Annotated in this window: 30 protein-coding genes and 1 tRNA gene; 13 read left to right on the top strand and 18 right to left on the bottom strand. The window is 63.8% G+C overall.

What is annotated here, in order from left to right:
* Positions 1-7: 7 nt before the first annotated feature.
* The 4 genes from OVY48_RS07680 (at position 8) to queE (ending at position 2908) form a co-directional block, all read left to right on the top strand.
* Complete coding sequence (locus OVY48_RS07680; protein ID WP_409593040.1) at positions 8-961, top strand: Hsp33 family molecular chaperone HslO; 954 nt, start codon at positions 8-10, stop codon at positions 959-961.
* Between the two features lie 141 nt (positions 962-1102).
* Positions 1103-1507, top strand: a complete 405-nt coding sequence (locus OVY48_RS07675; protein ID WP_313922391.1) for a hypothetical protein — start codon at positions 1103-1105, stop codon at positions 1505-1507.
* A gap of 49 nt (positions 1508-1556) precedes the next feature.
* A complete protein-coding gene (gene queC, locus OVY48_RS07670; protein ID WP_313922390.1) occupies positions 1557-2249 on the top strand; it encodes a 7-cyano-7-deazaguanine synthase QueC in 693 nt (230 codons plus the stop codon).
* An 11-nt stretch (positions 2250-2260) separates the two neighbouring features.
* Positions 2261-2908 (top strand): 7-carboxy-7-deazaguanine synthase, encoded by a 648-nt coding sequence (gene queE / locus OVY48_RS07665; protein WP_313922389.1) that lies wholly within the window; start codon positions 2261-2263, stop codon positions 2906-2908.
* Between the two features lie 7 nt (positions 2909-2915).
* Here queE and OVY48_RS07660 read toward each other — a convergent pair whose 3' ends face one another.
* From OVY48_RS07660 to lipB, 3 genes are all read right to left on the bottom strand, one after another.
* Complete coding sequence (locus OVY48_RS07660) at positions 2916-3599, bottom strand: hypothetical protein (RefSeq protein ID WP_313922388.1); 684 nt, start codon at positions 3597-3599, stop codon at positions 2916-2918.
* Positions 3600-3694: 95 nt separating this feature from the next.
* On the bottom strand, positions 3695-3964 hold the full coding sequence (locus OVY48_RS07655) for a hypothetical protein (protein WP_313922386.1): 270 nt from the start codon (positions 3962-3964) through the stop codon (positions 3695-3697).
* Positions 3965-4023: 59 nt separating this feature from the next.
* Positions 4024-4719 (bottom strand): lipoyl(octanoyl) transferase LipB, encoded by a 696-nt coding sequence (gene lipB / locus OVY48_RS07650; RefSeq protein WP_313922385.1) that lies wholly within the window; start codon positions 4717-4719, stop codon positions 4024-4026.
* Positions 4720-4796: 77 nt separating this feature from the next.
* On the opposite strand from lipB, the gene OVY48_RS07645 reads away from it, so the two are divergent.
* Positions 4797-5591: a glycerophosphoryl diester phosphodiesterase membrane domain-containing protein gene (locus tag OVY48_RS07645; RefSeq protein ID WP_069065208.1), complete on the top strand. Its 795-nt coding sequence runs from the start codon at positions 4797-4799 to the stop codon at positions 5589-5591.
* Here the strand turns inward: OVY48_RS07645 and OVY48_RS07640 are convergent.
* The 3 genes from OVY48_RS07640 to OVY48_RS07630 are packed head-to-tail and all read right to left on the bottom strand — an operon-like array spanning position 5573 to position 7531.
* A complete protein-coding gene (locus OVY48_RS07640; RefSeq protein ID WP_313922384.1) occupies positions 5573-6172 on the bottom strand; it encodes a GNAT family N-acetyltransferase in 600 nt (199 codons plus the stop codon). The two genes, OVY48_RS07645 and OVY48_RS07640, sit on opposite strands and share 19 nt — an antisense overlap.
* Positions 6173-6176: 4 nt before the next feature.
* Positions 6177-7064: an oxygen-dependent coproporphyrinogen oxidase gene (gene hemF / locus OVY48_RS07635; protein WP_313922383.1), complete on the bottom strand. Its 888-nt coding sequence runs from the start codon at positions 7062-7064 to the stop codon at positions 6177-6179.
* Complete coding sequence (locus OVY48_RS07630) at positions 7061-7531, bottom strand: tRNA (cytidine(34)-2'-O)-methyltransferase (protein WP_313922382.1); 471 nt, start codon at positions 7529-7531, stop codon at positions 7061-7063. The genes hemF and OVY48_RS07630 overlap by 4 nt, the downstream gene beginning before the upstream one ends.
* Before the next feature lie 196 nt (positions 7532-7727).
* Here OVY48_RS07630 and petA point away from each other — a divergent pair, with 196 nt between their 5' ends.
* From petA to OVY48_RS07610, 4 genes are all read left to right on the top strand, one after another.
* Positions 7728-8294 (top strand): ubiquinol-cytochrome c reductase iron-sulfur subunit, encoded by a 567-nt coding sequence (petA, locus tag OVY48_RS07625; RefSeq protein WP_069065205.1) that lies wholly within the window; start codon positions 7728-7730, stop codon positions 8292-8294.
* Between the two features lie 11 nt (positions 8295-8305).
* Entirely contained in the window at positions 8306-9598 is a 1293-nt protein-coding gene (locus OVY48_RS07620; RefSeq protein ID WP_037476240.1) for a cytochrome b, read from the top strand.
* A 14-nt stretch (positions 9599-9612) separates the two neighbouring features.
* Positions 9613-10461 (top strand): cytochrome c1, encoded by an 849-nt coding sequence (locus OVY48_RS07615; protein WP_313922381.1) that lies wholly within the window; start codon positions 9613-9615, stop codon positions 10459-10461.
* Positions 10462-10543: 82 nt separating this feature from the next.
* On the top strand, positions 10544-11080 hold the full coding sequence (locus OVY48_RS07610) for an adenine phosphoribosyltransferase (RefSeq protein WP_313922380.1): 537 nt from the start codon (positions 10544-10546) through the stop codon (positions 11078-11080).
* Here the strand turns inward: OVY48_RS07610 and OVY48_RS07605 are convergent.
* Together OVY48_RS07605 and OVY48_RS07600 are read right to left on the bottom strand one after the other, a co-directional pair.
* Complete coding sequence (locus OVY48_RS07605) at positions 11077-11700, bottom strand: 5'-methylthioadenosine/S-adenosylhomocysteine nucleosidase (RefSeq protein WP_313922379.1); 624 nt, start codon at positions 11698-11700, stop codon at positions 11077-11079. The genes OVY48_RS07610 and OVY48_RS07605 overlap by 4 nt on opposite strands.
* A gap of 102 nt (positions 11701-11802) precedes the next feature.
* Positions 11803-11877, bottom strand: a tRNA-Val gene (locus tag OVY48_RS07600).
* A gap of 128 nt (positions 11878-12005) precedes the next feature.
* Between OVY48_RS07600 and OVY48_RS07595 the strand changes: the two genes are divergently transcribed.
* The gene (locus tag OVY48_RS07595) at positions 12006-13337 is read left to right on the top strand and encodes a dicarboxylate/amino acid:cation symporter (RefSeq protein WP_313922378.1); all 1332 of its coding nucleotides are present in this window, start codon (positions 12006-12008) and stop codon (positions 13335-13337) included.
* Between the two features lie 4 nt (positions 13338-13341).
* On the opposite strand, the gene cpdR is transcribed toward OVY48_RS07595, so the two are convergent.
* On the bottom strand, positions 13342-13719 hold the full coding sequence (gene cpdR, locus OVY48_RS07590) for a cell cycle two-component system response regulator CpdR (protein ID WP_037476250.1): 378 nt from the start codon (positions 13717-13719) through the stop codon (positions 13342-13344).
* Positions 13720-13842: 123 nt separating this feature from the next.
* On the opposite strand from cpdR, the gene OVY48_RS07585 reads away from it, so the two are divergent.
* Positions 13843-14736, top strand: a complete 894-nt coding sequence (locus tag OVY48_RS07585; RefSeq protein ID WP_313922377.1) for an N-formylglutamate amidohydrolase — start codon at positions 13843-13845, stop codon at positions 14734-14736.
* Here OVY48_RS07585 and OVY48_RS07580 read toward each other — a convergent pair whose 3' ends face one another.
* From OVY48_RS07580 to OVY48_RS07570, 3 genes are all read right to left on the bottom strand, one after another.
* Entirely contained in the window at positions 14737-16578 is a 1842-nt protein-coding gene (locus OVY48_RS07580) for an acyltransferase family protein (RefSeq protein ID WP_313922376.1), read from the bottom strand. It abuts the gene before it with no gap.
* 373 nt (positions 16579-16951) lie between these two features.
* Entirely contained in the window at positions 16952-17968 is a 1017-nt protein-coding gene (locus tag OVY48_RS07575) for a class 1 fructose-bisphosphatase (RefSeq protein WP_313922375.1), read from the bottom strand.
* Between the two features lie 106 nt (positions 17969-18074).
* Positions 18075-19016, bottom strand: a complete 942-nt coding sequence (locus OVY48_RS07570; protein ID WP_313922374.1) for a hypothetical protein — start codon at positions 19014-19016, stop codon at positions 18075-18077.
* Positions 19017-19144: 128 nt separating this feature from the next.
* Here OVY48_RS07570 and OVY48_RS07565 point away from each other — a divergent pair, with 128 nt between their 5' ends.
* A complete protein-coding gene (locus OVY48_RS07565; protein WP_313922373.1) occupies positions 19145-19930 on the top strand; it encodes a TerC family protein in 786 nt (261 codons plus the stop codon).
* Positions 19931-20370: 440 nt separating this feature from the next.
* Here the strand turns inward: OVY48_RS07565 and OVY48_RS07560 are convergent, their stop codons facing one another.
* The 5 genes from OVY48_RS07560 to hemN form a co-directional block, all read right to left on the bottom strand.
* Entirely contained in the window at positions 20371-20922 is a 552-nt protein-coding gene (locus tag OVY48_RS07560) for a hypothetical protein (RefSeq protein WP_313922372.1), read from the bottom strand.
* Between the two features lie 311 nt (positions 20923-21233).
* Positions 21234-22604 (bottom strand): class II 3-deoxy-7-phosphoheptulonate synthase, encoded by a 1371-nt coding sequence (locus OVY48_RS07555; protein ID WP_313922371.1) that lies wholly within the window; start codon positions 22602-22604, stop codon positions 21234-21236.
* Between the two features lie 126 nt (positions 22605-22730).
* Positions 22731-23093, bottom strand: a complete 363-nt coding sequence (locus OVY48_RS07550) for a Rap1a/Tai family immunity protein (protein WP_313922370.1) — start codon at positions 23091-23093, stop codon at positions 22731-22733.
* Positions 23094-23193: 100 nt separating this feature from the next.
* Positions 23194-23409 carry a hypothetical protein gene (locus OVY48_RS07545; RefSeq protein ID WP_313922369.1) on the bottom strand — a complete coding sequence of 72 codons (216 nt, stop codon included), beginning with the start codon at positions 23407-23409 and terminating at the stop codon, positions 23194-23196.
* On the bottom strand, positions 23399-24706 hold the full coding sequence (gene hemN / locus OVY48_RS07540; protein ID WP_313924713.1) for an oxygen-independent coproporphyrinogen III oxidase: 1308 nt from the start codon (positions 24704-24706) through the stop codon (positions 23399-23401). Before hemN ends, OVY48_RS07545 begins: the two co-directional genes overlap by 11 nt.
* 126 nt (positions 24707-24832) lie before the next feature.
* Between hemN and OVY48_RS07535 the strand changes: the two genes are divergently transcribed.
* A complete protein-coding gene (locus OVY48_RS07535; protein WP_069065193.1) occupies positions 24833-25495 on the top strand; it encodes an OmpW/AlkL family protein in 663 nt (220 codons plus the stop codon).
* Positions 25496-25608: 113 nt separating this feature from the next.
* Here OVY48_RS07535 and OVY48_RS07530 read toward each other — a convergent pair whose 3' ends face one another.
* Positions 25609-26832 carry a YceI family protein gene (locus OVY48_RS07530; protein WP_313922368.1) on the bottom strand — a complete coding sequence of 408 codons (1224 nt, stop codon included), beginning with the start codon at positions 26830-26832 and terminating at the stop codon, positions 25609-25611.
* Between the last annotated feature and the right edge of the window lie 78 nt (positions 26833-26910).

Genomic DNA, 26910 nt, shown 5'->3' with positions numbered 1-26910 from the left:
TCGTCCGATGCGGCCTTACGCCCCGCGCCATCGCCTGCGGGATCACCGGAGCCTTGATGTGACTATCGCCCCCCATGTCGACCATGCCATCGGCTTCACCATAGCCTCGCGCCACGCGCGCGGTCGCCTCGTGCGGCTTGGGCCTGTACTGGATGAGGTGTTGGCCGCCCATGCCTATCCCCCGGCGATCGAGCGGCTGCTGGCGTCGGCGCTGGTGCTGGCGGCGCTGCTCGGCGCGACGCTCAAGCAGGCCGACGGGCAATTGACGATGCAGGCGCAGACCGAACATGGCGTCGTCCGCCTGCTGGTCGCCGACTATAAGAATGGCGATTTGCGCGGCTATGCCAAATTCGATGCCGACCGGCTCGCAGAACTTGGCCCCGACCCGACCCTGTTCGGCCTGTTCGGCAAGGGCTATCTCGCTATTACCTTCGACCAGTCCGTTACCGGCGAACGCTATCAGGGCATCGTGCCGCTGGACGGCGAATCGCTGGGCGCAGCGGCCGAACATTATTTCTTCCAGTCCGAACAAATCCCCAGCGTGATCCGCATCGCTACCCGGCACGAACCCGGTGAGGGCTGCTACGCCGCCGGGCTGTTGCTCCAGCATCTGCCCGAAGGCGAAGTCGGCCGCGAACGGCTGCATGTCCGCCATGATCACCCCGAATGGGAGCATGTGCAGGCGCTCGCGGTGACGCTCAAGGAGGAGGAACTGACGGACACGTCGCTCCCCTTGAGCGATATCGTCTGGCGGCTGTTCCATGAGGAAGAGGAAGTGCGCGCAACCGATCCCACGCCGCTGGCCAAGGGATGTCGCTGCGACCTGTCGCATATCCGCGACGTCATCGGCCGCTTCTCGCCCGATGACCGGGCGGAAATGGCCGACGAGCAGGGCATTATCGGCGTCGATTGCGCTTTCTGCTCGCGGCTCTTTCCGCTTCGGGTCGACAGCTTCGCCTGACGCGGCGTCGTTACGCTAACGATATTTGTAATTTGGGCAGCGCAGCCGGTTCGCGCTATCAAAATGCCGTAATCCTACGGCATGGCGGACAGGGATGGTTGCGGCCCAGATGGCGCGTGACCCTTGATGGGAATATAGATCATGGGAAAGGCGGTTTGGCGCGCGCTCGCAGTGGCGGCGGCGATGACGGCAGCAAGCTGGGCTGGGGCGGCTGATGCGCCAAAGCTCGCGGCGCTCCAGAAGCTGGAACCGGGCGAATGGGAATTGCGCGGCCGGGGCAAAGGTGCGGAGACCCGCAAGCTGTGCGTATCGGACGTGCGCCAATTGCTGCAGATACGCCATGCCCGCGCCTCCTGCCGCAGCTTCGTGGTGAGCGATGAAGCCCAGGCCGCCAGCATCACCTATGATTGCGCGGCGGCGGGCAATGGCCGCACCGACCTGCGCGTCGAAACCGCGCGGCTGATACAGATCAGCTCGCAAGGTGTGGCCGATGGCGCGCCCTTCGTCTTCGTGGCGGAGGGGCGCCGCATTGGCGCCTGCCGCTAAGCGCAGCGCCATGCTTGCGCTGGCGCGATTGGGGCAGTAGCGCGAAACCATGGTTGCCAATCAAGGAAAATTCGCCGTCGTCCTGCTTTCGGGCGGACTGGATTCGATGGTCGCGGGCGCATTGGCGCGCGAGGCGGGCTATCGTCTGCTCGCCTTGTCGATCGACTATAACCAGCGGCATCGCGTGGAACTGCAGGCTGCGTCGCGCGTCGCGAAGTCCTTGAACGCGATGCGTCACATCGTCCTGCCGCTTGATCTGACAGCCTTCGGCGGATCGGCGCTGACCGCCGACATCGCCGTGCCCAAAAGCGGCGTCGGTGGCGACATCCCCATCACCTATGTCCCGGCGCGCAACACCATCTTCCTGTCGCTCACCCTGGGGCTGGCCGAAGTCGCAGGCGCCAGCGACATCTTCATCGGTGTCAATGCACTGGATTATTCGGGCTATCCCGATTGCCGCCCTGAGTTCATCGACGCCTTCCAGACGATGGCGGCGCTCGCGACCAAGGCAGGGGTGGAAGGTCACCCGATCCGCATCAAGACGCCGCTGCAATATATGAGCAAGGCCGACATCGTGCGGGAGGCCGACCGGCTGGGGCTCGATACCGGGATCAGTTGGTCCTGCTATGACCCGACGCCGGACGGTAAACATTGCGGCCTGTGCGACAGTTGCCGCCTGCGGTCAAAGGGGTATCAGGAAGCGGGCCTGCCCGATCCCACCCTCTACGCCGCGCGGCCCTGAAAGCGCGCACGATGAGCTATGCGGTCAAGGAAATGTTCCTCACGCTCCAGGGCGAAGGGGTGCAGGCCGGGCGGCGCGCGGTGTTCCTGCGCTTTGCCGGATGCAATTTGTGGACCGGGCGCGAGCAGGACCGGGCGAGCGCCATCTGCCGCTTTTGCGATACGGATTTCGTCGGCACCGATGGCGATGGTGGCGGTAAATTCGCCGATGCCGATGCGCTGGCTGATGCCGCACTGGCCTTTTGGGGCACGGTCGAGGCGGGTCACTATATCGTCCTGACCGGCGGCGAGCCGATGTTGCAGGTGGACGATGCGCTGGTCGATGCGCTCCACGCGCGCGGCTTCATGATCGCGATCGAGAGCAATGGCACGCTGCCCGCCCATCCCGCGATCGACTGGGTCTGCATCAGCCCCAAGGCAGGCAGCGAGGTCGTGCAGACGTCAGGCGATGAATTGAAGCTCGTCTGGCCGCAGCCGGGCGGCGGGCACAGCGTCGCCGATGTCGCGGCGATGGAGCATTGGGCCTTCACCCATCATCTGCTCCAGCCGCTCGATGATCCCCAGGCCCAAGATAATGCCCGCGCCTGTATCGCACTGGTCATGGATCGACCGCGCTGGCGCTTGACGGTGCAGGCCCATAAATATCTGGGCCTGCGCTGATCCATCCTTAGGGCTTGCCGACGCCGATCTTGTCGTTCCACGCCTGATGGCAGACGGGTTGCAGCACGCCCTTCTTCCAGCATTTGGGATCGAAGGAGGGCAGGGCGGTCACATAATCATAGCCCGGCGTGCCATAATATTGCTCGCCCGCGGCAACCAACGACTTCTTGATCGAAGCCAGACCGCTGCGCGCTACCTCATGCAACGTGCCCCGATCGGCGAAGATCGCCTTGCGCCCGACCTCGGCCGTCGCCAGGCAAAAGCCCTTTTGTGCCTGTACCGTCGAATAGCCCGAATAGATGCGCGTGCCATATTGGTCGGAAGCGGCCTGCCCCGGCCGTCCCTTGCCCACGGTGCGCTGGAAATAGCTCAATATACCGGCCTGCGCCGCATCCAGTTCGGCGTCATGATGCGCGATCATCGCGTTATAGTTGCCGATCGCAAGCAACGTGGGTTCGAACTGGCACTGGAGTGCCGCGACATTGAGCGCTGCGCGCAGGTTCCACACCAGCCCGGCCTTAATCTCCGCCTCCGTAGCCCCCGGCAGGCCAAGCGCGGTAGCGGCGGCCGAATCGGTCAAGGGGGGGGCGGACAGATCAGGTGGTGACCAGAAAAATTGTGCGGCGGCGGGTTGCGCCAGCATCGGCGCAACGGCCAGGGCAAGGCCAGTCAGCGCGGTACGGAACGTCATGCAATAAAGGCCTTTTACGAACGGGTGCGATGCATCGGCATCGCCCGAATATGTGTCTAAGCCGACTGTATCAGGGCTGAATGATTGCGCCAGTCCTATTGGTCGGAGAGGACTTCCGCTTCCGCCCCGGCCGGTTCGGCGGCGGGTTGTGCCGCGCTGCTGGTATTGGCGGCCGCGTTGCCGGGTGGGGCGATCGCCGTGCCTTCGCTCTGCACTCCGTCCAGGTCAGTCATGGCGTCGCTGGTGGTGCCATCGACAACTTCCATGTCCTTCATCTCGACCTTGGTCTCGGTCTTGTCCGCGCCACCGCAAGCAGCCAGCGGCAGCAGCGACAGGGTCATGGCGACAAGTATGTGGCGGCGCATCCGGGTCTCCTTGCGATCATCGATGCCCGGCAATCCCCCGCCCGGCGAAAGGCGTGACCCTAGCGACCGGCTTCGCATTGCTCAAGTCCCGTGCCGCACCGCGACAAGCGGTTGAGAAAGGCAGGGAAATGCGCCTTGAGCGCGGAGTCGAGCGCGGTCATGGAAGCGTCGCCCCCTAGCGCTGCGATGCTGGTCACGGGATAGTCGCTGATCCCGCATGGCACGATGCCGGTAAAATGGCTGAGGTCAGGATCGACATTGATCGCGAAGCCATGGAGCGTCACCCAGCGGCGTACCCGGATGCCCAGCGCGCCGATCTTGGCCTCCCGCCCTTGCGCATCATCGGTCCAGATGCCGATCCGTCCCTCCGCCCGCCGCGCCGCGATGCCCAGATCGCCAAGCGCCGCGATCATCCAGCCTTCGAGATGATGCACGAAATTGCGGACATCCTTGCCGCGCTCGCCGAGGTTGATGTTGAGATAGCCGATCCGCTGCCCCGGCCCATGATAGGTATAGCGGCCGCCGCGCCCTGCATCATAGACCGGAAAGCGCGCGTCGATCAGTTCCGCCGGGTCTGCGCTGGTTCCGGCGGTGTACAGCGGTGCATGTTCCAGCAGCCACACCCGTTCGCGCGCCTCTCCGCCATGGATCGCAGCGGCGCGCGCCTCCATCTCGGCTAGCGCCGTTGGATAATCGACAGGCGCGGTTTCGGTGCGCCAATCGACGCTGTCGGGGAAGGGAAGGGGGGCCGTCATGACGCTTCCTTGACTTGGAGACTGCGAGCGATCAAGTCTCCGCGATATTTTCGGGAACAGGTCAGGCGTTACAAGATATGGCGACAATGTCGATCGGCAAGGCTTGGCAGGAAGCGGTGGCCTTTGTCGCCCGCGAAGCCACATTGCTGTTTCCCGTCGCGCTGCTATTCGTGGCGCTGCCCGGCCTCATCCTTCAGGAAATGACGCCACCGGAACTGGCCGCCTGGTCGCTCGCGCCCAAGATGGACACGATGCCCGATGTCCCGGCCAGTTATGGCATTGGCCTCATGATCGCCATTGTCCTGATCTGGTTCGGATCGCTTAGCCTGTTTGCGCTGGCGCTGCGCCCCGGCATTTCGGTGGGGGAGGCGCTGCGGCTCAGCCTGAACCGCCTGCCCGTGCTGCTTGGCACCGCGCTGGTGGTGCTGGGCGCATTGTTCGGCCTGCTGATGACGATCATCCTTGTGGCGGTGATCGTTTCGCTGGCATCGAAGGCGGCCGGTGCCTCGCTTGGGCTTTTGCTCGGCTTCGTCATGGTCGGCATCGCGCTGTTCGCCAGCGTACGGCTGATGCTGCTCAATCCGGTCGTTCTGGATAGTGGCGCAGGCGTCAAGGAATCGCTCCGCCGCGCCTGGGCGCTTACGCGCGGGCATTTCTGGCGGCTGCTGGCCTTCATCCTCATCCTGACCTTGCTGTCCGCCATCGTCGCCTCGGCGGCGCAGTCGATTTTCGGTTTGTTGGGCGGCTTGCTCGCCGGGGCAGATGGCGCGCGGCTGGCTGGCGGGATTGCCGGGGCGATCGTCTCCACGGTGATCCAGGTCTATATGCTGGTGATGCTCGCGCGCCTTTATCGTCAGGCGACCGCTGGCTGATCCAGCAGCGGTACATGGGGCGCTGCGTCGCGCGGCAATATCCCGACGAGGCGTGGGTCGGCAAATGTCTCGATTTCGCGGCGATAGGCGACGAACCCGGCCTTGATATAAAAGCCAAGCGCCGCTGGATTGTCGAGCGTGCAGGTGTGGACCCATAGACGGTCGACGCCCTTGCGCCAGGCGAGCGCCTTGGCCTGCGCCATCAGCCATTGCCCATGGCCCTTGCCGTTCAGTTGCGGCACCAGCCCGAAAAAGCCCAGTTCGCAATCGGGCATCGAGCGGAAATCCAGCTCCAGCAATCCGACCTCGATCCCGCGCGGGTCAGTGACGGCATAGACCTCGACCGCCGGGTCATGAAGGATCGCGGCAAGCGATTCGTCCTTCATCACCAGCCGCGAAAACCAAAGCCATGGCTCTCCCACCCGGCGGAACAGCGCGCGATAGCTGTCGAGCTTGGGCACCTTCCATCGCACGAGTCGCAAGGGCGAGGGCGGGATCGGCGCAGGGCGCGGCTTTTGCCGCATCTCCAAATGGGTGACGATCGCCGCCACCATGGCCGGATCGACGGCGATCAGCGCCATGGCGTCAGCTCCAGCTCGCCATCGGCGGCAGGCTCATCAGGATGGCATCGATATTGCCGCCGGTCTTGAGGCCGAACAGCGTGCCACGATCATGCACCAGATTGAATTCGGCATAGCGGCCCCGCCATTCTAGCATCGTGGCATAGTCCGCCTCGGTCCAGGCCTCGTCCATGCGCCGCCGCACGATCGGCGGATAGGCATCAAGGAAGGCATCGCCGACTGCGCGGGTGAAGGCGAAATTCGCGTCGAACGCCGCATCGTCGGCACATTCGAGATGATCGTAGAAAATGCCGCCGACCCCGCGATGGACGCCGCGATGGGGAATGAAGAAATACTCGTCCGCCCATTCCTTGAACCGGGGATAATGATCCGGGTCATTCGCGTCGCACGCGGCCTTGAGCACCTCATGGAAAAATTCTGTGTCTTCTGCACGCGGCAGCGGCGGGTTAAGGTCTGCCCCGCCGCCGAACCAGCTTTTGGTCGTCACCAGATAGCGTGTATTCATATGCACGGCGGGCACATGCGGATTGGCCATATGCGCGACCAGGCTGATTCCGGTGGCGAAAAAGGCTGGATTCTCCGCCGCGCCATGGATGCTCTGCGCAAAGCCAGGGGCGAACTCGCCACCCACGGTCGAGATATTGACCCCGACCTTCTCGAAAACCTTGCCCTTCATCACGCCACGCACGCCACCGCCGCCTTCGCCCGGTGCCTGATCCTCGGCCTCGCGGTCCCAGGGGGTGTAGGCGAAGCTGGCGTCGCTGCCCGCCTCCCGCTCGATCGCTTCGAACGCGGCGCAGATGCGGTCCCGGAGCGATTCGAACCAGGCGCGGGCGGCCTGCTGGCGGGAATCGAGGGTGAAGGGAACGATAGGCGTAGGAGCGGGGGTCATTGCGGGAACTTTCCGGTCTGGCGCAGGGCTTCGGCGACGGCGATGCCCGTGGAAACGGCGATGTTCAAGGATCGAAAGCCCGGTGCCATGGGAATCCGCACCCGGATATCGGCCATATCCCGCACGGCATCGGGGACGCCTGCGCTTTCGGACCCCATCAGCAACACATCGTCACCGCGAAATGCAACGTCGGGCAGCCGCTGCGAGGCATGGCTGCTCATCAGCAGCAGGCGGCGGCCGTTGGCGCGCCGATCCGCATCGAAGGCGTCGAAATTGGCGTGCCGCACGACCTCCGCCGCTGCACCATAGTCCATCGCCGCGCGTTTCAGGCGGGCATCGGAAAAGGCGAATCCGGTCGGCATGATGATGTCCACGGGCACGGCGAAACAGGCTGCCAGACGCAGGATGGCACCGACATTGCCGGCGATTTCGGGCTGATAAAGGGCGATACGCATGGGAGTGCCCATAATGCACTGCGGCAAATTGTCATAGCTTGCGTGACTTTGCTGTTGGCAAAGAGCGCGCACTGGGGTTATCAGGCCCGCGAACCACGCCGGGGGGACGGCGGGGGCCATATCATATGGTTACCCATCACCCTTGATAAACAGGGCCGTTCACGGCATTGCGGCGGGACCAGGGACGTTCTTGCAAGGGTTGAGGTGCATGGCCAGCGTTGAACATACAGACAGCACGGGTCTACCCGGCGAAGATGGGGTCCGCCGTCGCGACTTCATCAATATCGCTGCGGTGAGTTTTGCAGGCGTGGGCGCGGTTGCCGTCGTGCTGCCGCTGATCGACCAGATGAACCCCAGCGCGGACGTGCTGGCGATGGCATCGACGGAAGTCGACCTCTCGGCGATCCAGCCGGGTCAGGCGATCAAGACGACATTCCGCAGCCAGCCGCTGTTCGTGCGCCAGCTGACGGAAAAGGAAATCGCCGAAGCCGACAAGGTCGATCCTTCCACGCTGCGCGATCCGCAGACGCTCGAAGAGCGCACCGTCGATGGCAAGAAGCAGTGGCTGGTGACCATGGGTGTCTGCACCCATCTGGGCTGCGTGCCGCTGGGCGCTGGCGAAGGCGAGAATAAGGGCGAATATGGCGGCTATTTCTGCCCCTGCCATGGTTCGTCCTACGACACCGCCGCGCGCATCCGCAAAGGCCCTGCGCCGACCAACCTGGAAGTGCCGAAGTTCAGCTTCACTTCCGACACCGCCATTCTCGTAGGCTGAGGTAAGAAACGATGAGCTTTCCCTGGGCTGAGCAATATACGCCGAAAAATCCGGTGATGGTGTGGATCGACGAGAAGCTCCCGCTTCCGCGTCTCGCCTACAACGCCGTGGGTGCGGGCTATCCCGTGCCGCGCAACCTCAACTATTTCTGGAACTTCGGCGTCCTGGCCGGCCTCGCTTTGATGATCCAGATCATCACCGGCGTCGTCCTGGCGATGCATTATGGTGCCAATGACCTGGTGGCGTTCAGCACCGTCGAACAGACGATGCGCGACGTCAATGCGGGCTGGCTGATGCGCTATGCCCACGCCAACGGGGCCAGCTTCTTCTTCATCGTCGTCTATCTCCACATCTTCCGCGGCCTCTATTTCGGCTCCTACAAGGCGCCTCGCGAGATGGTATGGCTGCTTGGCCTCGTCATCTTCCTGCTGATGATGGCGACCGCTTTCATGGGCTATGTGCTGCCCTGGGGTCAGATGTCCTATTGGGGCGCGAAGGTGATCACCGGCCTGTTCGGCGCGATCCCCGTTGTGGGCGAGCCGATTCAGACCTGGCTGCTGGGCGGCTTTGCGCCTGGCAACGCCTCGCTCAACCGCTTCTTCTCGCTGCACTTCCTGCTGCCGTTCGTGATTGCCGGTGTCATCATCCTGCATATCTGGGCGCTGCATATTCCGGGTTCCTCGAACCCGACCGGCGTGGAAGTGAAGGGGCCGCAGGACACTGTGCCGTTCCATCCCTATTACACGGCCAAGGACGGCTTCGGCGCGGGCATCTTCCTGATCGCCTTCTGCACCCTGCTGTTCTTCGCACCCAACTTCCTGGGTCACCCGGACAACTATATCGAGGCGAACCCGCTCTCGACGCCCGCGCATATCGTGCCGGAATGGTATTTCTGGCCCTTCTACGCCATCCTGCGCGCCTTCACCGTGGACTTCTTCTTCGTCCCCGCCAAGCTGCTGGGCGTGTTGGCAATGTTCGCGTCGATCCTGCTGCTTTTCTTCCTGCCCTGGCTCGACACCTCGCCGGTGCGGTCGGGCAAGTATCGGCCCACCTTCAACAAGTTTTTCTGGATACTGATCCTCGACGTGTTGATCCTGGGCTATTGCGGCGGTGCGCCGGCGGAAGAGCCTTTCGTGATGATCTCGCAGGTCGCGTCGGCCTATTATTTCGCGCACTTCCTGATCATCCTTCCGCTGATCTCGCGCTTTGAAAAGCCGCTGCCGCTGCCCGGTTCGATCACCGAGGCCGTGCTGGCGAAATATGGCAAGACCGACGGCGCAACCGTCGCGGTCCCGGCCGAATAAGGGGTAGACGTAACATGGTACGCATCGGCGCATTTCTCGTCGGCCTCTTCTTCGCGGGCTGGCTGCTGGTCTCCTTCCTCATGGGGGCGGTGGCTTATGTCTCCGAACCACCAGTACCCACTGTGGAAAAGGCGTTTCACGAGCTTCCCAAGCATGTGGCCTTCTCGTTCGATGGACCGCTTGGTGGCTATGACAAGCAGCAGCTGCAGCGCGGCTTCCAAGTCTACAAGGAAGTCTGCTCGGCCTGCCACAGCCTCAAGTTCGTGGCGTTCCGCGATCTCGAAGCGCTTGGCTATAACGAAGCCGAAGTGAAGGCGATCGCCAAGCAGTGGGCGATCAAGGCTCCCTCGGTCGATCCGGCAACGGGCGAAGCATCGACCCGTGAGCCGATGCCGGCGGACTATTTCCCCAAGCCCTTCGCGAACAATGTCGCGGCGGCGGCGGCGAACAATAATGCGATCCCGCCAGACCTGTCGCTGATGACCAAGGCTCGCCACCATGGCAGCGCCTATGTCTATTCGCTGCTGACGGGCTATCAGGCGCAACCCGCCGCGCTGCTCAAGGAGTTCCCGGACTCCAAGACGCCCGAAGGGCTGCACTACAACCCCTATTTCGCGAACCTGAACCTTGCCATGGCGCCGCCGCTGACGGCCGAAGGCCAGGTGACCTATAGCGACGGCACCAAGCCGACGGTGGACCAGATGGCGAAGGATGTTTCGGCCTTCCTGACCTGGACCGCCGAACCCAAGCTGGAAAACCGCCGCCGTGCGGGTCTGGCGACGATCATCTTCCTGCTGATCGCCACAGGGCTTGCCTATATGTCCTACCAGAATATCTGGGCGGATAAGAAGAAGGCGGCCTGACGGGCTGGTCCGCAAGGACAAGGATTATGAAGAGGGCGCGGTTTCATCTGGGAACCGCGCCCTCTTTCCTTATGGAGACGGCATGAGCATCGACACGCTGGCGGGCCTCGTCCGCACGATCCCCGATTTTCCCAAACCCGGCATCCAGTTTCGTGATGTCACGACCTTGTTGGCGGATGGCGCAGGGCTGGCGGAACTGGTCGAGCGCATGGCGTCGATCGCGCGGCCGCTCGATCCTGACCTGATCGTCGGCATCGAAGCGCGCGGCTTCATTCTGGGCGCAGCGCTCGCCCTGGCATTGGGCAAGGGCTTCGTGCCCGTGCGTAAGGCGGGCAAGCTGCCGGGCAAGACCGTCGGCATCGATTATGTGCTGGAATATGGCACGGATCGTCTGGAGCTGCATGAAGGGCAGGTTCCAGCGGACACGCGCGTTGTGCTGGTCGATGATCTGATCGCTACGGGTGGTACGGCGCTCGCCGCTGCGCAATTGCTGCGCGAGCAGGGGGCAAGCGTGTTGATGGCTCTGTTCGCGATCGACCTGCCTGATCTTGGTGGCATGGCGGCCCTGGAAGCCGACGGCGTCGCCGCACAGGCGATCATCGCGTTCGACGGCGACTAAAGACCTTTCGCGAGGGCCTCCGGCAGCAGGTCCACCGCTGTAGCAAGTCGTTCGTCCAGCAATCCCAGCAATTCCATCCAGCCATGGATATGGGCGAGTTCGCCCGGTCCATCGGAAATGCCGCGCAAGCCCATCAGCGGCAAGGCAAAGCGGGCGCACGCCCGCGCCACCGCAAAGGTCTCCATATCGACCATATCGGCGTCGATCGCGGCATATTCCTCACCCCCGACGATATTCGCGCCGGTCGAGAGCCGCGCAGTGGGCATCGCCAGCGGCGTTGCCAGCGGGACATCAACGGGATGATCGACAAAGGGCGTCACGCCTTTGGTAAAGCCCAGGCGCGAGGCGTCCATGTCACGCCAGGAGACGCTGGCGACCTGCACCACCTCCCCCAAGCCACAGAGGCGTGAACCGGCCGAACCGAGGCAGACGACCAGATCGGGAAGCGCATTATGGCGCGCCATATCCTGAAGGGCGATCCCCGTCGCCAGGGCCGCTTCGACCGGCCCTACGCCCGTCATCAGTGGCGTGAACCGGCTACGCAGATGTGGCCCATATTCCGCTTCCGCCGCCATCACGAACAGCAGGCGCTTGCCCGAAACGATCTCGCAGCCTGCCATCTCTATTCGCCCCTTGCCCATGCCGCACCGCCCATAGCCCGGCGGCAGCGGCACCGCAAAAGAGAAAGCCCGCCACCTGAAAACAGGTGACGGGCTTTGTCATGGTGGGCGTGGCAAGGATTGAACTTGCGACCCCTGCGATGTCAACACAGTGCTCTACCACTGAGCTACACGCCCACGGGAGTTGGGCCTTTAGCCGGGCGAATCGGATGGTGCAAGCAGGAAAATGCCCGACCCTGATATTCTTCTGGACAGCGCAGGGGTGGCCCATATGCTGCGGCGCAAACAGGGGGACGCCAAGACTTATGCTGCCATCGCCATCCTCGCCAATTCAGACGACGCCGCGCCTGCCCTGGTACCGGCAGCTTTATGTCCAGGTGCTGATCGCCATCGCGCTGGGTGTGACGATCGGCCATTTCTTTCCTGACGCCGGGGTCCAGCTCAAGCCCTTGGGCGAGGCCTTCATCAAGCTGGTGAAGATGATCATCGCGCCGGTGATCTTCCTGACCATCGTGACCGGCATTGCGGGCATGAAGGAACTGGGTGCGATCGGCCGGGTCGCGGCCAAAGCCTTTGGCTATTTCCTGACATTTTCGACACTGGCGCTCGTCGTCGGCCTAATCGTCGCCAATGTCGTGCAACCCGGCGCTGGGCTGAACATCGATCCGGCGTCACTCGATGCTAATCAGGTCGCCGACTATGCGCACAAGGCGCATGAGAGCAGCCTGACCGGCTTCCTGATGAACATCATTCCGGCGACCATGGTGTCGGCGGTGGCGGACGGCAACATCCTGCAGGTGCTGTTCGTGGCGATCCTGTTCGGCATCGCGCTAACTCTGATCGGCGACAAGGCTGCGCCGCTGATGACCGTGCTCGAATCCGCCAGCCATGCGGTGTTCAAGCTGGTATCGATCCTGATGAAAGCCGCACCGATCGGGGCGTTCGGCGCTATGGCCTTCACCATCGGCGAATATGGGGTCGGCACGCTCGCCAACCTGGCCGGCCTGGTCGCGACCTTCTATCTGACGTCGCTGTTGTTCGTGTTGGTGGTTCTGGGTGGCGTGTGCTGGGCGGTGGGATTCAACATCCTTCACCTGATCCGCTATCTGAAGGCGGAACTTCTCCTGGTCCTTGGGACATCCTCGTCCGAGGCGGCCTTGCCCAGCCTCATCGAGAAAATGGAGCGGGCCGGGTGCCGCAAGTCGGTGGTGGGTCTGGTCGTGCCGACGGGATACAGCTTCAACCTCGACGGCACCAATATCTACATGACGCTTGCGGCGCTGTTCATCGCGCAGGCCTGCAATGTCGATATCAGCCTGGAGCAGCAGATATTGCTGCTGTTGGTGGCGATGATCTCGTCCAAGGGCGCTGCTGGGGTAACCGGGGCGGGCTTCATCACATTGGCGGCAACGCTGTCGATCGTGCCGACGGTGCCGGTCGCGGGCATGACGCTGATCCTGGGTGTCGATCGCTTCATGAGCGAATGCCGTAGTCTCACCAACTTCATCGGCAATGCCGTGGCGACCGTCGTGGTTTCGGCGTGGGAAAAGGGGTTGGACCGCGAGCGGTTCAATGCCGCGATGGCCGGGATCGCGCTCGATCCCACGCCCGACATGGAAGAAGTCGTCCCCGACTAGAGGATCACGTCAGCCCGGTCAGGCTCTCGCTGCTGAACATCCGCTCGACCTCCAGCACTAGGTCGCGCAGGTGGAAGGGCTTGGACAAGACCTTGGCCTGCGGCACAGCCTTGCCCGCGCGCAAGGTGACGGCGGCAAAACCGGTGATGAACATGATTCGCATGTCCGGTGCCACTGATGCGGCATGCTGGGCCAGTTCGATGCCGTCCATTTCCGGCATGACGATATCGGTCAGCAACAGGTCGAACCGGTCGGTGCGGATATGCGGCACCGCCTCTGTCCCCGTCGAGACCGCGACGACCTCATATCCCGACCGTTCCAGCGCGCGGGCCAGATAGACGCGCATGCTTTCATCGTCTTCGGCCAATAATATGCGAACCATCGCCCCCACTCTCATATCCTCCGCGACCCCCACGGGTGGCGCGAAGCCGTGATATATGCGACAAGGTGTAAATATTATCCAGCCAAGCCACGATTTTTGCCCGGATCGTTGAAAGGAGCGCCATTGGACGACAGCCCGCCGCGCGCGCCGACGCACAGCGACCCGGCCTTCGATCTTTATGGCCCCGCGATTCCCGATCGCCCGCTTATCCTGTCCGTACCCCATGCCGGCCGGCTCTATCCGCCCGCCTTGCTGGCGCAGGCGCGGGTCCGGCCGGAAATGCTGCGGCGGCTGGAGGATCGCTGGGTCGACCTGTTGGTGCATCCGTTGATAGCGCAGGGCTTCACGGTTTTAGTGGCGCGTGCGCCGCGCGCGTTGATCGACCTTAACCGGCACGATCGGGAGGTCGATCCGGCGATGCTCTCCGACCTGCCGCATATGGTGGCCTTGCAGACGAGCGCGAAACTGCGGGGCGGGCTTGGCCTGTTGCCGCGTCGGTTGCCTGGCGCACCGGAATTGTGGCGCGGACCGATCAGCTGGGCGGAGGTGCAGCGGCGGATCGATATGGTCCACCGGCCCTATCATGCGACGCTCGCACAACTGATGGCGGCGGCGCGGGATGCCCATGGTCATGCCATCCTGATCGACCTTCATTCCATGCCGCCGCTACCGCCGCCGTCGCCGGGCTGTCCCGCGCCGGGGTTGGTGCTGGGCGACCGATTCGGCCGCAGCGCATCGAGTCGATTGACGACGCTGGCGGCGGATGTGGCGGCGGGGCACGACATGCTGGTAGCGATCAATAGCCCTTATGCGGGCGATTATCTGATCGAACGGCATGGGCGACCGGACCGCGATCTGCATGCGCTGCAGATCGAGATCGACCGGACGCTCTATCTGGACGCGACATTGGACCGGCCGGGGCCGGGGGTCGCGCGGATGCGCGCGCTGGTGCAGGCGATTGCCCAGGCGCTCGCGGTCGAACTGCCCCGTACCGACTATGCGCTGGCGGCCGAATGATCAGCCAATGACGGCGCGCGCACCGGCAACGCTTAGATGGTGCGAATCGAAGTAGAGCGGTTGGCCGTTTCGCTCGATGGCGCAGACGCGCGCGTCGCATAGCCGCGCCACGGGGTCGATCAGCGTCACACCCTGCGCCTGCCAGCGCGTGAAGAGCGCGCGGAGATTGACGATGCGCGCTTCCACTTGCGCCCGCTCAACCCCCTGTGCGCTGTCCAGCATGGCTGCGCGCGCCAGATGGGCAAGGTGACGAGGAACGTCGAAGGGCTGGGGTGGGACCGCACCGATCAGCACCACTTCTCGTCCTTCGGCGCGGATGGCAGCGATGGTGCGGTCCAGTTTCGCCACGAAGGCGGGATCATCAAATACGCCATTGGCCCAGAAGGCGGCGAGGTAGATGCGGCGTAGGTCCGGATCGGCGCGGATTGCGTCGAAAGCGGCCCGGTTGGCGGCGGCGCAGCGGGCGTCCTTCGCTTCATAGGCCAGAACGGGGGGGCAACTCGACGTCGTCCGCTCGATCAGCGATTGGCCCTGCGCGCGCGCGTCCTGCGCCAGCACATGCGCCAGTTCCACGCCATGACTGTCGCCCCACAGCATGGCGTCGGGCCGGGCGGGCGCGCCCAGGACGCAGGGCTGCGCGCCACGCATATAGCTGTCGTGGCAGCGCTTGCGATCCGGGCTGATGTCGTTGTGCCCGGCGATCTGCGCCAGAACGGTGGGCGTGAAGCGCGAGGACCATGGTCCCATCGCCAGCAGCGCCAGCGACAGCGCGCAGAGCAGCGCCATCGCCGCGCCGGTGAAGCGGAAGACGGTGCGGGGAGGTATGCGGGCCGAATCGCGGAAGGGTTGCTCGACGAAGCGCCAGGATAGCCAGGCGATTACCAGCGATGCGGCGATGATGGCGGCTTGCGTTCCGCCTGATAGCGGCAGGTCGGTCGTATATTCGGTGAAGACGATCAGCGGCCAGTGCCACAGATAGAGCGAGTAGGAGATCAGGCCGATGCCGACCAGCGGGGGCAGGGCGAGGATGCGACCCGCGCTCGTTCCCGGCGCGCCGTGGAGCAGCGCCATTGCGCCCAGCACGGGGGCGATGGCCGCGACGCCGGGGAATAGCGTGTTGCGGTCGTAGAGGAAGACTGCGCCGCCGATCGCCAATAGGCCAGCCCAAGCGACGGATTCGCGCAGCCAGCGCGCCCGGATTGCCGGAACGACGCCCAGTGCCAGGAGTGCGCCCGCGAGCAATTCCCAGGCGCGGGTTGGGAGGAGGTAGAAGGCGAAGCCTGTCGTGTCGCGCTGCATGACTATGCACAGGGTCAGCGACGATATGGTGATAGCCGTCACGACGCCTGCGCGCGTGCGCGTTCCGAAGCGGGCGAGCAGCATCAGCAGGATCGGGAAGCCGATATAATATTGTTCCTCCACCGCCAGTGACCAAGTCTGGAGCAGGGGCTTCACGTCCGCACCGCCAGCGAAATAGCCGGTGTCGGTGAAGAACCACAGGTTGGAGACGAACAGCGTCGCGGCCAGCGCGGATTTGGGTACGCCCTCCAGATCGCCGGGCAGATAGAGCCAGGCTGCCAGGCCCAGCACGGCGAGGATCATCAGGGCGAGGGCGGGCATGATTCGCCGGAAGCGCCGCTCATAGAAGCGGAGCAGCGAGAAGCGGCCGTCATCGACGTCGCGGGCGATGATGCCGGTGATCAGATAGCCCGAAATCACGAAGAAGATGTCGACGCCGACATAGCCGCCCGCAAAGCCTGGCACATGGGCGTGGAAGAACAAGACCGGCAGGATGGCGAGCGCGCGCAGGCCGTCTATGTCGCGGCGGTGGGGCCGGGTCATGTGCGCGCCTATCTGTTCTGCCTTTCCATGCATGGCGCGGACCTACGCCCAAAGCCCTGATATTTGCTTTACCCGATTCGCCACGAGCGCACCGGACACGATTGCAGTTTACGCAATTGCAGCTTCACCCTTCGCATTTGCGAAGAATACGCCCCGCTGGCACTAAGACTGTGCCTTTCAGGCATCCTCTCCTAAACTTTTCAGGCTGGTCTCACGATCAGCCTTTTTTTTGTCTTCGGCTTGGGCTAGGCATCCCTCGCTGTTGCCGCGCCATATAACATGTTTCTGGAGAGGGGCCGCCGGTAAGACCGGCAGGCGGGGCATAGTTGGGGGATCGAGCGCTTGAGTGCGCTCTCCCCCATTTTCTTATCTTCTATGCGGTGGCCATCTCGCGGCCATAAGCGACCACCGCTTCCACTTCGGCGCGGTCGCCCAGCACCACGCCGACGCGCTGGTGCAGGCTGGTTGCGGGCACGTCCATGATCGGTTGGAACCCGTCGCTCGACGCGCCGCCCGCCTGCTCGATCAGATAGCTCATCGGATTGGCTTCATACATCAGCCGCAGCTTGGCCTTGCCCGGATTGCGATGGTCGTAGGGATAGAGGAAAATCCCGCCGCGCTTGAGGATGCGATGCACGTCGGCCACCATGGAGGCGGTCCAGCGCATGTTGTAATCCTGGCCGCACGGACCCGCGCCACCCATGACGCGCTCTTCGACATAGCGGGCCACGGCGGGCGACCATTGGCGGCGGTTGGACATGTTGATGGCAAATTCGCACTTGCCCTGCGGCATCTGCATATTGGCGTCGGTCAAGACCCAGCTGCCGACTTCGCGGTCGAGCGTGAATTCATAGACGCCCGTGCCGACGCTCAGCACCAGCAAGGTTTGCGGCCCGTAAATGGCATAGCCTGCCGCGACCTGCGCCCGGCCGTCCTGCAGGAAATCCTCCTCCGTCACTTCGCGACCGGCGCAGGCTTCGGGGGCTTTGAGGACCGAGAAGATGGTGCCGACCGACAGGTCGACGTCGATATTGCTGGACCCGTCGATCGGATCGAACAGCAGCAGATATTCGCCCTTGGGATAGCGATTGGGGATGCGGTGGATCGTCTCCATCTCCTCCGACGCCATGGCGGCGAGATGGCCGCCCCATTCATTGGCATCGAGCAGCATTTCATTGGCGATGACGTCCAGCTTCTTCTGGACCTCGCCCTGCACATTTTCGCTGTCCAGGCTGCCCAGCACTTCGCCCAGTGCGCCCTTGCTGACGGCATGGCTGATCGTCTTGCACGCGCGCGCTACGGTTTCGATCAGCAGGCGCAGTTCGGCGGGCAGGGCTTCGGCCAAGCGCTGTTGTTCGATCAGGAAACGGGTGAGGGTGGTTCTTGCCATGGGCCGCCTTTCGTAAAGGGCAGGGGCCGCGACAGGACGCCGCGGCGCTTGAAAATCGGAACGCGCCTTCGCTACGGGAGTCGCCCCGTCAAGTCCAGCCGCCGCGTCACTCGCCGCGCGCCCGTGCCGCAGCGTCGGCGCGGCCCACCGCGAGGGCGCGGACCCGCTCTACCCCTTCGGCAAAAGCGCCACCGCGCGCCGCCTGTCCCGCCTGGGCATAGAGCCGTTCCGCGCCGGCATAGTCGCCATCGCGTTCGGCGCAGAGGCCAAGGTTGAACAGGAGCGAGGGATGACCCGGCCGGTCGCCGTCCATCGCCGCCCATTCGCCGCAGGCGGCGACCGGATCACGCTGCGACGATTTGATGCTGTCACGAAAGCGCTGGGCCATGGCCTTGTCCATCCCGTCGCGTTCTTCGCGCAGGCGGATGCGGTAATTTTCGTGGCGCGGGATGATGTCGTCGGCCAGCCGGTCCGCAGCGGTGCGGACCATGCGATCGATGCTCTGGCGCGGGGTGCGCTTGGACTTGTCCTTGGGGCAGGTGACGATGGTGTCGGTTTGCGTGCGGGTTTCGCTATAGAGGATCTGGCCGTCCGTGACGCGGGCGATCCGCAATGTCGGGGCGAAGGTCACCGTTTCCTGCAGGCACAGCGCCTCGACCTTCTCCTTCTTCGTGCATTTCTGGTCGGTGCCCTCGGCACAGACTTCGACCTGCCGCTTCACATTGGTTTCGCGCACGCTGGCATCGGCAAGGCCGGTGATGATGCCATCCGCATCGGGGCCGCGCCGCGACAGGGCGATGACGGCATAATAGGGGCGTCCATCCGGCCCGGCGCGGCTCAATTTCTGTTCGATCGCCAGCGCGAGTGCGGTGCCATCCCGCCCGGCGATGCGATCGACGCCGATGCTGCGCAGCAGGCTGACGGCGCGATAGGGCGCCGGGAAATGGCCGGTCATCGCAAAGACCTCCGCCTCAACCGGCGTACTGGCCGCCATGGCCGTAGCTATGATGGTGAACCCGACGATTGGCCGCACGATATTTTCCCCCATTTTTGCCCGGCTCTCCTGTAAGCTCGTGCCTGCATGCGATCAAGCGGATGACGGCGCATCTTGATGGGAACCGGTCGCGCGATCGACCGTTCCGGTGGCGTGCCAAATGGCAGCGTGGAAGGATCATCATGGACAGTCTGATTGCCGCTTTTACCGACCCCACCGCCATTGCCGCGCTGATTGCGCTGGTGGTCATGGAAGTGGTGCTGGGCATCGACAATCTGGTGTTCATATCCATCCTGACCAACAAACTGCCGGTCGAGCAGCGGCAGAAGGCGCGACGGATCGGCATCGGCCTGGCGCTCGGCATGCGGCTATTGCTGTTGTCCATGATCGCCTGGATCGTCGGGCTCACGGCCCCGGTGTTCGATCTTGGCATCAGCGGTCCGCTGAACGAATATGGCGCTCCGACCTTTGAAACCGAATTTTCCTGGCGCGACCTGATCCTGATCGTCGGCGGCTTGTTCCTGATCTGGAAGGCGACCAAGGAAATCCATCACACTGTCGATCCGGCGGGCGGCGACGATGTGCTGGACAAGAAAAGCGTCGCCACCATCACATTCGGCAGCGCGATCGTGCAGATCATCCTGCTCGACATGATCTTTTCGCTCGATTCGATCCTGACCGCGGTTGGCATGACCGACAATCTGGCGATCATGGTGATCGCGGTGCTGGTCGCGGTGACGGCGATGGTGCTGGCGGCCGATCCGCTCGCCAATTTCATCGCGAAGAATCCGACCGTGGTGATGCTGGCGCTCGGTTTCCTGCTGATGATCGGCGCGGTGCTGATCGCCGATGGCTTTGGCGTGCATGTGCCCAAGGGCTATATTTATGCGGCGATGGCTTTCTCGACGCTGGTCGAGTGCCTGAACATCTTTGCGCGGCGCGCGCAGAAGCGGAAGGGCGGGGCCTAAGGTCACGCCTGCTAAGGTCACAGCGGCGAAGTTCACACCGTCGCAGGGTTTTTCGGGGCAATCGTAACGCAGAAGCGGTTGCGAAGACGCGCTGACGCGCCGGTTGGGTAACGGGTGGGTCACAACGACGCGACAGCGACGCGACGCTGACGCGACGGTGGCGCGCCAGTGCGGCGACAGGGGTCGGGCTGATGTGGGAGACGTAGAAGGGCGGCGCGGGGATTCCATCTGGCAGGATAGATCAGAGATTATCCTACATTGGAAGGGTGTTGGATTGGGGAGGACCGGGTGGTCTTGAAGCGCCCAAATCACGCCGTTTACACGCCTCTCAATTCACGCCTTTGCTCCCTTCTTGCTGGCGCTCGCTCCGTCGTGACGCGGCAGGCCATAAATGCGAACCAAGCGGAAAAGCCACAACATGCTTAGGGTCATTTGGACGATTAAAACTCGCGCGTTTCCCGTCGCCGCGCCTCGGGAATATCTAAAGGAATAGTAGGGAGTTGTGCAGACGAAATCATTTTATCGAACAGGTCTGAAAGTACTTCTGCGGCGACGCCTGTCTCCTGCGCGATGTAGCGCACCTCCGAGAGCCGGTAGTGGTTTTCGTTCAGACGGCTCTTTTCAGCATCGTAGCATTCGAAATGCACCATCGGCTCCGGGGCGACTTCGTCGACTCTCATCAACCCATGCACGATCAAGTGCCTGTCGGATTCGATAAGACTGATCTGCGCAATCAGTTTTCTACATTCAGCGGAATACGCTGATAGTGGCCCCGGGGCATCGAGTATGCGGCCGAGTTGTTTTAATCGCTTATACCATGGGTAGCTCAGCTTCTTAGGAAGATTCTGATAGGCATTGCTGAAGAACGTGCGGATTATGAGGTCCGACACCTCAAATTCGACAATCGCGTAATGATGTAAAAGAACCCCGCGCCAGAATACAGCTTCCTGATGTGGGTTGTCGAAAGATGGCGGATCAAAATGGTGGTTCACCGCACCTGCTTAACTCTGGCAGACCTGAAATCAAATCCCCGCCGCTGCGGTTGTTTGATCTTGCGTTCCGAGTCAGAGGAGTCCGGCAGGAAGGCTGGCGAACGGCAGCAATCCACCCAACTCAGCCAGAAACTATCGTCCGTGAAAGGTGGGGGACTTTTGTGGCGCATGTTCCCCCTACCGCCTTGCGGGAAGGGGTTAGGGGGTGGGCTTGCGCGAGGGTGCGTTGGCCCACCCCGCTGCGACTAAGGCGCTGCGCGCCTAAGTCTCGCTCCCCTCCCGTGAACGGGAGGGGCGCATAAAGCAATTTCTCACGCCGCTGCGCGGCGTTCTTTCAGTTCTTCGTTGAGCATTTCGGCCAGCAGGAAAGCCAGCTCCAGGCTCTGCGCCGCGTTCAAGCGCGGATCGCAATGGGTGTGGTAGCGGTCGGCCAGGCCTTCGTCGGTGATGGCGATGGCGCCGCCGGTGCATTCGGTGACATTCTGCCCGGTCATTTCGGCGTGGATGCCGCCGCCGAAGCTGCCTTCCGCCCGATGGACGGCGAAGAAGCCGCGCACTTCGGCCAGGATGCGGTCGAAGGGCCGCGTCTTATAGCCATTGGCGGCCTTGACGACATTGCCGTGCATCGGGTCGCAGGACCAGATGACCGGATGGCCTTCGCGCATCACGGCGCGGACCAGCTTGGGCAGGCCCGCCTCGATCTTGTCATGGCCATAGCGGGTGATAAGCGTGATCCGCCCGGCTTCGCGCGCGGGGTTCAGCGTGTCGAGCAGGCGCAGCAGCGCGTCCGGCTCCAGGCTGGGGCCGCATTTGAGGCCGATCGGGTTGCCGATGCCGCGCAGATATTCGACATGGGCCGACCCTTCGAAGCGGGTGCGGTCGCCGATCCACAGCATATGCGCGGACGTGTCGTACCAGTCGCCGGTCAGGCTGTCCTGACGGGTCAGCGCCTGTTCGAACGGCAGCAGCAGCGCTTCATGGCTGGTGTAGAAGCTGGTCCCGCCAAGCTGGGGCACGGTTTCCGCCGACAGGCCGCAGGCGCGCATGAAGTCGAGCGCCTGGCCGATCTGGTCGGCCATTTGTTCGAACTTCGCGGCCCAGGGCGAGCGGCCCATGAAATCGAGCATCCAGCCATGCACCCGGTCGAGGCTGGCATAGCCGCCGGTCGAGAAGGCGCGCAGCAGGTTGAGCGTGGCGGCCGACTGGTTATAGGCCTGCACCATCCGCTGCGGGTCCGGCTCGCGGCCCTGTGCGGTGAAGGCGATGTCGTTGACATTGTCGCCGCGATAGCTGGGCAGTTCGACGCCATCGATGACTTCGGTGTCGGCCGAGCGGGGCTTGGCGAACTGGCCCGCCATGCGGCCGACCTTTACCACCGGCAGCTTCGACGCGAAGGTCAGGACGACCGCCATCTGCAGCAGCACCCGGAACGTGTCGCGGATATTGTTCGGGTGGAATTCCGCGAAGCTTTCCGCACAATCGCCGCCCTGCAGCAGGAAGGATTCCCCGGCTGCGACCTTGGCGAGATCTGCCTTGAGGTTGCGGGCTTCGCCTGCAAAGACGAGCGGCGGAAACTGGCCAAGCTGTGCCTCTACGGCGGCCAGAGCCTCCGCATTACGATAGGCGGGCATCTGAATGCCCTTATGCGCGCGCCAGCTATCCGGCGTCCATTTCGCCGCCACGACGAGTCTCCTACATGAACCAAAAAACAGGGGCCGCACCTACGCCGCCGCGCCCTTCAAGGCAAGTTTATAGCAGTCCCGTGGCCGCGCTGCGCAATGATCCTTTCGATCAATGTGATCGAGCGGCTATTTTTGGCAAGGATAGCGGTCGTTTAGCGCAACGCTGACCAGCACGGAGGCTGGGCTGCGTCGCTGGTCGGGCCAGCGTTCGAGATAGGCGACGACGGTACGGCGGGCGTCGTCCGCGCTCATCCTGTCGGGCCAGCAGACTTGCCGACCGCGTCCGATGAACAGATCCTTGCGGATGCCATCGACCACGCCGACGATATAGGCGTTGCAGGCGAGGCCATATTCGGGGGCCTTGTTGCGGCATTTGGCAAGCAGGCTGGTGCCGCTTTCGAACATGAACGCGCCGCCGCCGGGCTGGACGGCCGGTGCCGGGGACGCGGCGAGCAAGGCGAAGGGCAGAGCAAGGAAGGGCGCGCGCATGATGGCGGGGCATCCTGTGGGTGAGGGGTTATGGGGGCGACCATGGCGCAGCCTTCCGAGCCTGTCCAGAGGACCGGGCGCCGCCTAGCCACCATCCGTCTCAGGCCTCTTCGCGCTGCTCCTCGCGGCGGCATCCGGTCATGAGGTGGCAGGCGATGTCGTGGCGGCTGGGGCCGGGCTGGGGCAGCCAAGGCGGCACCCACTGGCCCGCAAGGCCCGCGCCGCAATACCAGGCGGAGCTGGCATCCGCGCTGGCCAGCGGGGCATTGAGGAACAGGCAGGCCAGCGTGCTGGCGAGCGCCGCGCTAGACCGCATGGCTGAACCGCGTTTCGACGGGCTCCAGATAGGCGTCGAAGCAGGCGGCGATGCTGCGGGCATAGGGGAGCGCATCGGGGGGCAGCAGCAGGCGATTTCCGCTCCGTTCGACCAGTCCGCGTTGTTCGAAGCGGTCAAGGTCGGGTTGGGGATCGTAGGCGTCCAGATGCACTTCACCCTGGCAGAGCAGGGCTTCGATGATGCGCCCGCGACGTTGGTCGTCGGCGGTGCGGAGGAGGCCGCGCGTGGTTGCGAGTTGGCCCGCTTCGATCGCGGTGCGCCAGGGGCCGGCCTGTTTTGCATTCTGGACGATCAGGTCGGGGAACTGGCTGATCGCGCTGGCACCCATGCCGATCAATATTTGGGCGGGATCATCAGTGAAGCCCTGGAAGTTGCGGCGTAGGTGGCCTTTGGCGGCGGAGAGCGCCATGCCGTCGTTGGGCAGAGCGAAATGGTCGAAGCCGATCGCGCGATAGCCTGCGTGCGTGAGCGCATCATGACCCATGGCGGCCATGGCGAAGCGCTGGGCCACGTCGGGCAGGTCGCTGGCGTCGATGCGCCGCTGGCGCGGCAGCAGGCGCGGCATATGGGCGTAGCCGAACAGGGCGATGCGCGCAGGCGCGAGGCGAATGGTGGCGTCGAGCGTGGCGGACAGGTCGTCCATGCTTTGCCCTGGCAGACCGTACATCAGGTCGAACCCGGTGGCGACGCCTGCCTTGTCCAGCCGCGCTACCGCGCGTTCGACCATGTCGAGCGGCTGGATGCGACCGATGCGCGTCTGGACATGGGGGCTGAAGGTCTGGACGCCCAGATTGACGCGATCGACCCCCATGGCGGCCATCGCGTCGATCCAGTCCGCGTCCAGGCGGCGCGGGTCCAGCTCGACCGATAGCTCGGCATGATGGGCGTCGAAGCAGCGCAATAATTGCTGCATCAGCCGGATGAAATCGACGAGCGGCAGACTATTGGGGCTGCCCCCGCCAAAGGCGATGCGCGTCACCCGGCCACGTCCGTTCAACCGGGCGGCGATCAGCGCGACTTCGCGCTCCAGCGCTTCGACATAGGCGGTCAGCCGTTGCGCCTTGTTCGCCGCGCCGGTGTTGCAGCCGCAATACCAGCAGATGTCGTGGCAATAGGGGATGTGGACATAGAGCGAGATCGGCGTGTCGGGCGCGAGCGCGTCCAGCCGCTGGCCCATCTCCGCTACGCCGACGCTATCGGTGAACTGGGCGGCGGTGGGATAGCTGGTATAGCGCGGCACCGGCCGGGCGAGCAGGTCAGGATGATAGTTCCACATGGGTTGGGTGATCGCAGCAAGTCGCCGGGGCTGCATTGCGCCAGATCAAATTGCAGCTTGCGCACCGTCAATGCCGCGCCGTGCCGGATGCGGCAGAGCGCTCCCCACCAGACAGGGAGATTTATCATGACCATCAAGACCATTCTGCTCGGCACGGCCTGCGCCGCCGCTGCCATGGCCGCCCCGGCGCAGGCCGCGCAGGGCGACGTGCTTGTCCGCCTGCGCGGCATCATGGTCGCGCCCAACGAGAAGAGCGGCAGCGTGCTGCCCGGCTTTCCGGGCGAAAAGGTGAAGGTGAACAACACCATCACGCCGGAAATCGACATCACTTACATGGCGACCGATAATATCGGTTTCGAACTGATCGCCGCGACCAGCCGCCATACGGTGAGCGGCAAGACCGGGACGACCGGATCGCTGGGCAAGCTGGCCGCGACCAATGCGCTGCCGCCGACGCTGACGGTGCAATATCATTTTGCACCGGGCAGCAAGATCCGTCCCTATGTCGGCGCGGGCGTCAACTATACGTTGTTCTTCAACAATGATGCGTCCAGCGCGCTGGAAGGCGCGGTCGGCAAGACCAAGGTGCATCTGTCCGACAGCGTCGGCTGGGCCGGGCAGGCTGGGGTCGATATCGACCTGAACGACAAGCTATTTTTGAACTTCGACGTCAAATATATCGATATCGACACGAAGGCACGCCTGACCACGGCGGCGGCCGGGGTGCAGCGGGTGAAGGTGAGCCTGGACCCATGGGTGTTCGGCGTGGGTGTGGGCATGCGGTTCTGATTGCCTGCTTCCATACCATGATCCGTTCGCCCTGAGCTTGTCGAAGGGCTGCACTTCTTGAGGAGAAGAACAGGGCTTCGACAGGCTCAGCCCGAACGGGGAAGAGACGTCTATTACCTTTGCTTCGCCGTGAAGGCGAAGGTGACCGCTACATTGGGAGCCAGGCTGCCGCTGCTGTCGCCATTGCCAACGTCGAAGGCGGCGCGGGCGATGGTGGCGGTGCCGGTGACCTTGCGGGTCGGGCCGTCGCCGGACAGGGTGAAGCGGATGGTTTGGGGTTTGCTAACGCCCTTGAGGCTGAGTCGGCCGCTGGCGCGATAGGTATTTGCTCCCGTCTTCTCCGCACCCTTGGCGGTGAAGGTCGCGGTCGGATGGGTGGCGACGGCGAAAAATTCGTCGCCCGGCAGCATCCCGTCCTGATAGGCGTCGCCGACGCTGGCGCTGGCCATGTCGATCGATACGCGGATGTCGGCGGTTTCGGGATGGTCGGGGTCCATGACGATCGCGGCGGTCCATTTGGCGAAGCTGCCGCTGATCGTCTGGCCGTCATTGCCGACGGCAAAGCCGATCGTGCCGCCGGGTTGCAAGGTCCAGGCCGTGGGCGGGCCGACGGGTTCTTCTTCCTGCGCTACCGCTTCATTGGCGACGGCGCTATTGTCCGGCTCGGTTACATTGGCCACGGGCATCCGTTCTTCGGGTTGCGCCACGGGGGCCGAGGGTGCCGCCGCTGCCTCGACGGGGGCAGTCGCTGGCAGGATCACCCGGCCCAGCGCAAAGCCCAGCAAAATCAGCGCGGGCAGTCCGACCAGTAGAGCCGTCGAGCGGTTCGGGATCATCCGCCAGATGAGGCCATCGCGCATCAGCAGATGGTGGCGCAGCGCGCCCGCGACATGGAGCAGGACGAGCGCGATGCCGAGCCAGGCGATCAGGCCATGGCCACCCTCGGCCAGGCCATGCGCGGACGCGGGCAGCGGCAGATGGGGCAGGGGGATGATTCCGAAGATGAGCGTCGGCACCTTGACCTTGGCGGTCGAGACGAGCGCCCAGCCGGTCAGCGGCGCGCCCAACATGAAGGCGTAGAGGCCGCCATGTACGGTCGAAGCCAAGGCACCCTGCCAGCCGCCCTCCAGTTTCGCTGGGCGTGGTTTCCAATAGCGGATGCCGATCCGCAGCAGCGTGAGAGCCAGAATGGCGATGCCGACCGACTTGTGCAGTTGATAGAGCGCAAAGCCGCGCGCGCCCAGATCCTCCAGCGCCCAGCCGACGCTGATCTGAAAGGCGAGCAGGGCGGCGATCGCCCAGTGCAGGATGATGGCGGCAAGGCTGTAGCGCGGCATGGGAACCCCCGGATCGATGAACCGGGGGAAAGCTATGTCGCCTGTGCAACGAAGTCCATTGCGTGCCGCGAAACGCTG

The sequence above is a fragment of the Sphingobium sp. SA2 genome (assembly GCF_032227065.1).
Classification (GTDB): domain Bacteria; phylum Pseudomonadota; class Alphaproteobacteria; order Sphingomonadales; family Sphingomonadaceae; genus Sphingobium.
Note: the sequence above shows the minus strand (reverse complement) of the source record. Positions and strands in the feature narration are given on the sequence as shown.

Coding starts and splice junctions, on each gene's coding strand:
- OVY48_RS07675 (WP_313922391.1), top strand. CDS start 1,103: ATGGGAAAGGCGGTTTGGCGCGCGCTCGCAGTGGCGGCGGCGATGACG.
- OVY48_RS07620 (WP_037476240.1), top strand. CDS start 8,306: ATGAGCTTTCCCTGGGCTGAGCAATATACGCCGAAAAATCCGGTGATG.
- hemF (WP_313922383.1), bottom strand. CDS start 7,064: ATGACCCCCGCTCCTACGCCTATCGTTCCCTTCACCCTCGATTCCCGC.
- lipB (WP_313922385.1), bottom strand. CDS start 4,719: ATGACGGCCCCCCTTCCCTTCCCCGACAGCGTCGATTGGCGCACCGAA.
- OVY48_RS07575 (WP_313922375.1), bottom strand. CDS start 17,968: ATGGCAAGAACCACCCTCACCCGTTTCCTGATCGAACAACAGCGCTTG.
- queE (WP_313922389.1), top strand. CDS start 2,261: ATGAGCTATGCGGTCAAGGAAATGTTCCTCACGCTCCAGGGCGAAGGG.
- OVY48_RS07535 (WP_069065193.1), top strand. CDS start 24,833: ATGACCATCAAGACCATTCTGCTCGGCACGGCCTGCGCCGCCGCTGCC.
- cpdR (WP_037476250.1), bottom strand. CDS start 13,719: ATGGTTCGCATATTATTGGCCGAAGACGATGAAAGCATGCGCGTCTAT.
- OVY48_RS07655 (WP_313922386.1), bottom strand. CDS start 3,964: ATGCGCCGCCACATACTTGTCGCCATGACCCTGTCGCTGCTGCCGCTG.
- OVY48_RS07605 (WP_313922379.1), bottom strand. CDS start 11,700: ATGGCAGGCTGCGAGATCGTTTCGGGCAAGCGCCTGCTGTTCGTGATG.
- OVY48_RS07680 (WP_409593040.1), top strand. CDS start 8: ATGCGGCCTTACGCCCCGCGCCATCGCCTGCGGGATCACCGGAGCCTT.
- OVY48_RS07645 (WP_069065208.1), top strand. CDS start 4,797: ATGGCGACAATGTCGATCGGCAAGGCTTGGCAGGAAGCGGTGGCCTTT.
- queC (WP_313922390.1), top strand. CDS start 1,557: ATGGTTGCCAATCAAGGAAAATTCGCCGTCGTCCTGCTTTCGGGCGGA.
- hemN (WP_313924713.1), bottom strand. CDS start 24,706: ATGTGGAACTATCATCCTGACCTGCTCGCCCGGCCGGTGCCGCGCTAT.
- OVY48_RS07545 (WP_313922369.1), bottom strand. CDS start 23,409: ATGCGGTCTAGCGCGGCGCTCGCCAGCACGCTGGCCTGCCTGTTCCTC.
- OVY48_RS07565 (WP_313922373.1), top strand. CDS start 19,145: ATGGACAGTCTGATTGCCGCTTTTACCGACCCCACCGCCATTGCCGCG.
- OVY48_RS07550 (WP_313922370.1), bottom strand. CDS start 23,093: ATGCGCGCGCCCTTCCTTGCTCTGCCCTTCGCCTTGCTCGCCGCGTCC.
- OVY48_RS07595 (WP_313922378.1), top strand. CDS start 12,006: ATGCTGCCATCGCCATCCTCGCCAATTCAGACGACGCCGCGCCTGCCC.
- OVY48_RS07530 (WP_313922368.1), bottom strand. CDS start 26,832: ATGCCGCGCTACAGCCTTGCCGCCATCATCCTGCACTGGGCGATCGCC.
- OVY48_RS07630 (WP_313922382.1), bottom strand. CDS start 7,531: ATGGGCACTCCCATGCGTATCGCCCTTTATCAGCCCGAAATCGCCGGC.
- OVY48_RS07580 (WP_313922376.1), bottom strand. CDS start 16,578: ATGACCCGGCCCCACCGCCGCGACATAGACGGCCTGCGCGCGCTCGCC.
- OVY48_RS07615 (WP_313922381.1), top strand. CDS start 9,613: ATGGTACGCATCGGCGCATTTCTCGTCGGCCTCTTCTTCGCGGGCTGG.
- OVY48_RS07610 (WP_313922380.1), top strand. CDS start 10,544: ATGAGCATCGACACGCTGGCGGGCCTCGTCCGCACGATCCCCGATTTT.
- OVY48_RS07640 (WP_313922384.1), bottom strand. CDS start 6,172: ATGGCGCTGATCGCCGTCGATCCGGCCATGGTGGCGGCGATCGTCACC.
- OVY48_RS07660 (WP_313922388.1), bottom strand. CDS start 3,599: ATGACGTTCCGTACCGCGCTGACTGGCCTTGCCCTGGCCGTTGCGCCG.
- OVY48_RS07570 (WP_313922374.1), bottom strand. CDS start 19,016: ATGGGGGAAAATATCGTGCGGCCAATCGTCGGGTTCACCATCATAGCT.
- petA (WP_069065205.1), top strand. CDS start 7,728: ATGGCCAGCGTTGAACATACAGACAGCACGGGTCTACCCGGCGAAGAT.